The sequence below is a fragment of the bacterium genome, assembly GCA_023230585.1.
Lineage (GTDB): Bacteria > Ratteibacteria > UBA8468 > B48-G9 > JAFGKM01 > JALNXB01.
On sequence record JALNXB010000085.1, the window covers coordinates 1 to 6,198 of the forward strand.

Consider the following 6,198-nt stretch of genomic DNA (forward strand, 5'->3'; position numbering starts at 1 on the left):
AACAGCCCGATTCTTGCTTGAGGTGTAGTAGCACCTCGTAATTCGTTCATAGACACATACTTTTTTACTGGAAGAAAAGACAAAGGCAAGGATAAGAGCATAAAAGAGAAGCGTATGGGGTGTCTATTCACTCTCTCCCTCTTTTTGCCTTCTACCCTTAGGGGAGAAGGATCAAGGGTGAGGTTACCCCTGTATGTCATTCCGGACTTGATCCGGAATCTCGTTTTTCACGTTGCGCTTACTACCAACGTGGGTTAAATGAGAGATCCTGAAACAAGTTCAGGATTACAAATTGAGCGTTTGGGCATAAAATGGGCGAGTAGTAGGTACCACAGCCCCCCCATTCCATCTTTTGTAGTTTGTCTTGCGAGCTTTATCCGCCAAAGCCAACCTACGCTACAATACAAGCTTCGGCAGGTATACCTTGGCGTAGGAGGGCGTTTTTTGGCGTGGCAATCTCGCCGTAGGCGGAAAAGGAATGAGAATAAACAATAGTGTATAGGATAAATACGAGGGTTGCCACGTCATTAAAAGGCATTCCTCGCAATGCCATAAAACGGCAGATAAAAGCATAAAAGAAAGAAGTAAAAACATATAGAAACATTTAACAGAACTTTATAAAACAACTGGAGGAAAAATGAAAAGAATAGTTTTAGGGTTTATTGTATTTTCTGTGCTATGTGTAAATAGTTTTACGTTTGACAACTATAAAGATGCTTTCAATTCTGGAACAAAAAAAACTGAAGGATTTGGTGACTGGGAATCTGCCAGAAAAGATTTTACTGAAGCCCTCTCTCTTACAAAAAGAATCAATGAAAAAGGAGACGCCACCTACCAAATAGGCGAAACATATTTTTGGGAAAACAATTACCAGCAAGCAAGAAATGAATATGCCAAAATAAAAGATATCGAAAAAATAACAGTTGCATATTTAGCTATGGCTCAGATAAGAGTGGGGGACACATTTGCAGCTGAAAAGAATTATTCTCAAGCAAGACAAGAGTATCAAAAGGTGTTACAGATTGAAGGTAAAATACCTAACACACTCATAAGAAGGTTTACTTCTGTACCAAAAGTAGAAGCCCAATATAAGATTGGTGAAATGTTTAGAGCAGAACACAATTATTCTAAGGCAAAAGAAGAGTTTGCTAAAATCCTTAATATGCCGGAAGCAACAGAGAAAGATAAACTTGAAGCAAAATATAGAATAAAATCTATCTATAGGTAAAACTTTTACTCCTATAAAAGATGTTTGATTAAAAGATTGACAGATATAAATCAAAATGGTATTCTAATATAAATGGTTTATGTTACTTAACATAAACTGACCATAATGAGGAGGTGAAAAAGATGAAAAAGAAAGGATTCACTCTCATTGAACTTCTTGTGGTAATAGCTATAATAGCAATACTTGCAGGTATGCTTCTGCCTGCGTTAGTAAGGGCGCGTGAACAGGCAAGAAGAGGAGTCTGTTTAAGTAACCTCAAACAACTCGGACTTATCCTACATATATACGCACAAGACTGGAGCGGTTGGTTCCCCATACACGATACTTCAGTAATCTATAATGATACAAACAAAAGAACCGACCCAAAAGCAAATGCATCTCTTGCTCTGTTGACTGGTCAAACAATCCCTTATGAAGAAGACGGCGAAACCCCTCATCCCGCATTAGACACCAACCCCTACACAAACGAATACAAACTTTTTATTTGCCCAAGTAGTGGTGATGTTCCGAGTGATGAAAGGACAGACCTGCCAAAAGGGATACTTACTTCGCCTCTTGAAGGTGCAAGCGGATCTGACTATACCTGTTCTTATGCTTACGCTTATGGGTTAAACATACAAACACACACAGATACCGCTATTATGGCTGACAGAAAGGTTATTGGCGGCTTTGCTACTCTTGGATACAATAATACTAGTTTTCATGGTCTCCGCCCAGACGCAAGCCACGGAACCAAAGGAGTAAACGTTCTTTATGTTGGCGGACACGCAAAATGGATAGCTACACAATATTTCACGTCTGGCAATTATGGATATTTACCAAAAGAACCGTTCCCTAATTGTGGAAAAGACAAAGCAGGAGCTATGGTAAATTTACACCCTACTTATTAAAAATTTGAGAGGTAAAATATATGAAAAAGAAAGGATTTACCCTTATAGAACTTCTTGTAGTTATAGCGATAATTGCTATTCTTGCGGGTATGCTTCTACCAGCACTTTCAAAAGCAAGAGCCAGAGCAAAATCTGCTACCTGTATGAACAACCTAAAACAGATAGGTATTGCTGCCCTTATGTATTCTCAGAATTGGAACGATAAACTTCTTTTAATATGCGGTGCTTATAGATGGTTAGAAGCATGGGACCCTAGCAACACAGACAACACAAAAGGTATAAGAAGTATGGCAGTATGCCCTGCCTGGAAACCTTACCAATACCCCGGCAACAGTGATATTACTTATGGGGTAAGAGCTGGATATTTTTATAATCATGCGAGCGCTCTTTACAGACAAACTAGTGGTAACTATGCTTACCTCAATATTGCCAAGGTCCAACAACCTTCTAAATGGTGGTATATGACAGACTCATACTATGATAGACCCGGCTATTCACAACATGGAAATCAATATAGAACAATAGCTTATGAAGAAACTGGCTATGGTAAAATACATTTTAGACACCCAGGCGCAACCGCTAACTTTCTTTTTGTTGACGGGCACGTAGGCTCATTGACAAAGAGCCAATTTGAAAGTCTTTTGATAGACTACCCTCAGGGTATTAGAGGAAATTATAGTTTTTGGGTAATGGATGAAAAAATTCAGAGATATGAAATTAAATTACCTGTTTTAACAACTTTCTGATAGGATAAGGTAACTGGAAATAAAACAACTTTGAACAAAATATTAACGGCAGATTTTCTCTTTAACTCTTTCTAAAAGAGTTTCTTCGTCAGGAATGTTTGATATATTTAGTTCTATATCCATAAACACATCAATAAATACCCTTATTAAAGTATTTTTGGTTATTCTTTCTTTTTTAAACTCGCTTGTTCTATTTTTCTGTATATCCCTTATTAGTTTTTCTAAAAATTCAAGTTGGTCTTCCCTTAACAAAGAAGTCAAACGAACATCAAAAGTTTGAAATTTAGGGATATTTTCTTTACTTGACCGTTTTTTTGGTAACACAACATTGCTTGTTTTAGTTTCTTTCTCTTCTTTTTCTATACTTGTAGGCGTAATCCAACTTAACGGGTCCTTACCAAGTCCGGTCTTTTTCATTTTTTACCTCCCTGCTTAACCACTTCAGAAGCCAAATTCATATAATCCTCAGCACCATAACTACCTTGAGCAAAATCTATTACAGATTTTCCATAACTTGGAGCTTCAGCCAACTTAACATTATCTCTTATTTTTGTAGTGAACATCTTTTTCCCAAAATGCCCCTTAATTTTAGATGCAACATCTTTACATATATTTTTTCTTGAATCAAACATCGTTACAATAATACCAGTAATTTTTAGGTTACTGTTTAATCTATCCTGAATAATTTCAATAGTTTGTAAAAGTTTTGTTAACCCCTCAAGTGCAAAGAACTCTGCTTGTATTGGTATAAAAATCTCATTAACGGTTGTTAAAGCGTTTAAAGTAAGAAGTCCCACAGAAGGAGGGCAATCAATAAGAAGATAATCAAAGTTTTGTTTATGTTTTTTTAGCATATCTCTTAGAATTATTTCTCTACCTATTTCATTGACAAGTTCTATTTCAGCACTTGCAAGTTCAATCTTTGAAGGTAGAATAAAAAGGTTTTTTACATAAGTTTCTACCAGAACATCTTGTACAGGAGTTCTTTTAATAAGCACATCATAAACAGAGCCTTTTATGTTTGGTGGCTCAAAGCCAAGATGTATAGTTGTATGAGATTGTGGGTCCATATCTATAAGAAGTACTTTATTACCTTTACGCGCAAGACACGCTCCAAGATTAACAACAGTGGTAGTTTTTCCTGAACCGCCTTTCTGGTTTATTACAGCGATTTTTCTCATTTTTTCTCTCCTCTTCTGAAGTTCATAACTATATAATTTTATAATGAGTTAAGATATTTGTCAATAAGACTATAAAATGATATTATTTCTTTATGAATATAACAGGAAAAACTCAGATTACAGGTGTTATGGGATACCCAGTAAAACACTCTCTTTCACCTATATTTCAAAACGCAGCTTATAAAAAATTAGGATTAAAATATGTTTATATCCCAATGGAAGTTGCTCCTGAAAACCTAAAAACAGCAGTTAGAGGTATTAGAGCATTAAACTTTAGGGGCGTAAACCTTACAATACCTCATAAAAAACAGGTATTAGAGTATCTTGATGAAATATCAGAAGAAGCGCATATATTAGGGGTTGCAAATACGATTGTAAACACTAACGGAAAATTGAAAGGGCATATAACCGACGGTTCTGGTTTTATAAACTCTTTAAAGATAGATGGCAATTTTAAGATAAAAAATTCAAAAGTGTTTATGTTAGGTGCTGGTGGTTCAGCTTATGCTATTAGTGGCGCTTTAATTAAAAATAGCATTAGCGAGTTATATGTCTGCAACCGTACAGAAGAAAAGAGTGTTCTTTTAAAAAAACATATATCAGAAAAACTTGGTTACAAAAATGTAACTGTTGTTCCCTTTGAAAAAATCAATAGTAAGGAGTTTTGGCACGAACCCCAACTTCTTGTCAACACAACATCAATAGGGATGAACCAACAAGACAACCTTATTATAAAGGAAGAAAATTTTATTAACCTAAAATTTGTATATGATATTGTATATAACCGTAAAACTGAGTTGTTGTTAATGGCTGAAAAGCATCAAATCCCTTGTTTAGGAGGGCTATCAATGTTAGTATACCAAGGAGCGGCTTCTTTTGAACTCTGGACAGGAGAAGAAGCACCTGTTGAAGAAATGAAAAAATCTTTAAATCTTCCTTCCAGCAACTATACCTGAGAACTTATATGAAAATTAAAATAGAACTTACTGAAAACTCTTATTTAATATATGTTGATTATAAACTTAATAAGATTACAAACATTTTTAAAGAGAACAAATATGGCAATAAAATCTTAATTGTTAGTGACGATAACGTGTTTCCTCTTTACGGGAATCTTATCAAAGAAGGGCTTTCTACTATGGGAAAAAAGGTGTTTGAGGTGATACTTGCACCGGGAGAAAAAACTAAAACCTTCAACCAACTGATAAAGATAATTGAGGTTTGCGGAAAGAATAAGATGGGCAGAGACGATACAATCTTAACCCTCGGTGGTGGAGTTGTTAGCGATATAGGCGGGTTTGCTTCTTCAATATATATGAGAGGTATAAATTTTGTTACAGTTCCAACAACGCTTCTTGCTCAGGTTGACGCTTCTGTTGGCGGAAAAACTGCTGTAAACCTACCTTTCGGAAAGAACCTTGTAGGCAGTTTTTACCAACCGTCTTTTGTATATATAGACCTAAACACCCTTGACACTCTTTCAAATAAAGAGATAAAACAAGGTATAAGCGAAATAATAAAATACGGTATAATAAAGAAGAAGCAGATTTTTGATATTATGGAGAAAGAAACAGTTGATATAAAACAACATTACAAATTTCTTGTGACTGAAAGTTTAAAAATTAAAAAAGATGTTGTTGAAAAGGATGAAAAAGAGAAACGCGGATTAAGAGAAATTTTGAATTTTGGACACACATTAGGGCACGCTATTGAAATATCTCATTTTCCAAAATTTACTCACGGCGAGGCTGTTGCTCTTGGAATGGTTGGTGAGACCTTTATCTCTTCTTGTATTGGCCTTTGTGGGAAAGATGTTTTCTATAAGGTAAAAGAGGTTGTAAAAAAATGGGAACTACCTTTCTCATTTAAAAACATAAAACTTGAAGAAGCACTTGAGTTTCTATCTTATGATAAAAAAGTAAGACAGGGCAAGATAAGGTTTGTGCTACCCCAGAGTATAGGGAAAGTCAAAACAGGTGTAGTGTTAACAATAGAAGAGGTTGAAAATTTCTTAAAAGATATAGGATAAAGGGAAAAAAGTATGGGGTGTTTACTCACTCTGGTACTACGGCGCATACACCTTCTACTTAACAATCGGGCACTCTGAGAACTCTCCCTTCTGCACAAAGGACGTCTCCGAAGGGTTTAACAGG

7 protein-coding genes and 2 pseudogenes are annotated in these 6,198 nt (G+C 35.6%); 7 read left to right on the plus strand and 2 right to left on the minus strand.

The window, feature by feature from the left end; genetic code table 11:
* Positions 1-637 precede the first annotated feature (637 nt).
* The 5 genes and pseudogenes from M0P98_08925 to M0P98_08945 all read left to right on the plus strand — a co-directional run bounded on the left by M0P98_08925 (position 638) and on the right by M0P98_08945 (position 2,864).
* Positions 638-1,228, plus strand: coding sequence for a tetratricopeptide repeat protein (locus M0P98_08925; protein ID MCK9266972.1), 591 nt, complete (start codon positions 638-640; stop codon positions 1,226-1,228).
* A 122-nt stretch (positions 1,229-1,350) separates the two neighbouring features.
* Positions 1,351-1,434: pseudogene (locus M0P98_08930) on the plus strand (prepilin-type N-terminal cleavage/methylation domain-containing protein).
* The gene (locus tag M0P98_08935) at positions 1,420-2,118 is read left to right on the plus strand and encodes a DUF1559 domain-containing protein (protein ID MCK9266973.1); all 699 of its coding nucleotides are present in this window, start codon (positions 1,420-1,422) and stop codon (positions 2,116-2,118) included. The pseudogene M0P98_08930 and the gene M0P98_08935 overlap by 15 nt, the downstream one beginning before the upstream one ends.
* Before the next feature lie 20 nt (positions 2,119-2,138).
* A pseudogene (locus M0P98_08940) lies at positions 2,139-2,222 on the plus strand (prepilin-type N-terminal cleavage/methylation domain-containing protein).
* A 39-nt stretch (positions 2,223-2,261) separates the two neighbouring features.
* Entirely contained in the window at positions 2,262-2,864 is a 603-nt protein-coding gene (locus tag M0P98_08945; GenBank protein MCK9266974.1) for a hypothetical protein, read from the plus strand.
* 42 nt (positions 2,865-2,906) lie between these two features.
* Here M0P98_08945 and M0P98_08950 read toward each other — a convergent pair whose 3' ends face one another.
* Both M0P98_08950 and M0P98_08955 read right to left on the minus strand, forming a co-directional pair.
* Positions 2,907-3,281: a hypothetical protein gene (locus M0P98_08950; GenBank protein MCK9266975.1), complete on the minus strand. Its 375-nt coding sequence runs from the start codon at positions 3,279-3,281 to the stop codon at positions 2,907-2,909.
* Entirely contained in the window at positions 3,278-4,045 is a 768-nt protein-coding gene (locus tag M0P98_08955) for an AAA family ATPase (protein ID MCK9266976.1), read from the minus strand. The genes M0P98_08950 and M0P98_08955 overlap by 4 nt, the downstream gene beginning before the upstream one ends.
* Before the next feature lie 92 nt (positions 4,046-4,137).
* On the opposite strand from M0P98_08955, the gene aroE reads away from it, so the two are divergent.
* Entirely contained in the window at positions 4,138-5,001 is an 864-nt protein-coding gene (gene aroE / locus M0P98_08960) for a shikimate dehydrogenase (protein ID MCK9266977.1), read from the plus strand.
* Between the two features lie 8 nt (positions 5,002-5,009).
* On the plus strand, positions 5,010-6,074 hold the full coding sequence (gene aroB / locus M0P98_08965) for a 3-dehydroquinate synthase (protein MCK9266978.1): 1,065 nt from the start codon (positions 5,010-5,012) through the stop codon (positions 6,072-6,074).
* Positions 6,075-6,198 lie beyond the last annotated feature (124 nt).